At 52.8% G+C, this 737-nt stretch carries 1 pseudogene; it reads right to left on the reverse strand.

Annotated features, from left to right (window positions below):
• Positions 1 to 737 (reverse strand): annotated as a pseudogene (gene hopQ1-1 / locus FOV68_RS23855) (type III secretion system effector HopQ1-1); the annotation flags it as partial.

Raw genomic sequence — 737 nt, forward strand, 5'->3', positions numbered from 1 at the left:
CCAGCTTGAATACCTTCCCAGAGGCCTTTCAACGCACTCTTCTGAACGTCTCTCAGGTAGTGGCCTACTGGATGTCCGCTCCCCGCTATCCCTTCGTAAAATGAAGGCGAAACCGCCGTTTTATAGGCCGCCTCCTTTGTCACTATACGAAGTGGAATGCCAAGCTCCTGCGCTTTTCGATAAAGACTGCGCGCAGCGTCCATGTCGGTCGCATTGTTGTAAGCGCGTGCATCAGGCTGTACAAAACCATCTGCGTCCTTTAAAGGCTCGACGCCGCCCATGATGGTGATGTCATCAACCCGTTCGCGCACCATATCCGGGCAGGTAGTGATGAGCGCATTGATATCACTCATGCCTGCAATTACGACAATACCGACTCCATGTGGCGCACGGCCCAGGCGCCTGCTCATGTCCTGCAAGCTGTCTCGGTGTATTTCACCAGGTCCAGCCCTTAAAGCATGACCTTCCAGTAAAAATTTGGCATGTTCCTTCGACTGAAGCGAATTCATTGCGTAATCCCGACCACGCGACACATGCACGTCATGCAACTCAAGCTTGTTGAACACGCCTTTGGCCATCTCGGCACGTTGAGAGCGAACTTCAGCATCACCCAGTGTTGCCACTACGTCCGTGATGTGCACAAAGCCCTCAGCCTGCAATTGCTTGCCCAAGGTGTAGGTCACGACATCATCCGGGTCCTTGTTAGGATCAGTGAAAAACCACGTATCCTTAGGTAA

The organism is Pantoea sp. paga, assembly GCF_007558755.1.
In the GTDB taxonomy this organism is placed as follows: domain Bacteria; phylum Pseudomonadota; class Gammaproteobacteria; order Enterobacterales; family Enterobacteriaceae; genus Pantoea; species Pantoea agglomerans.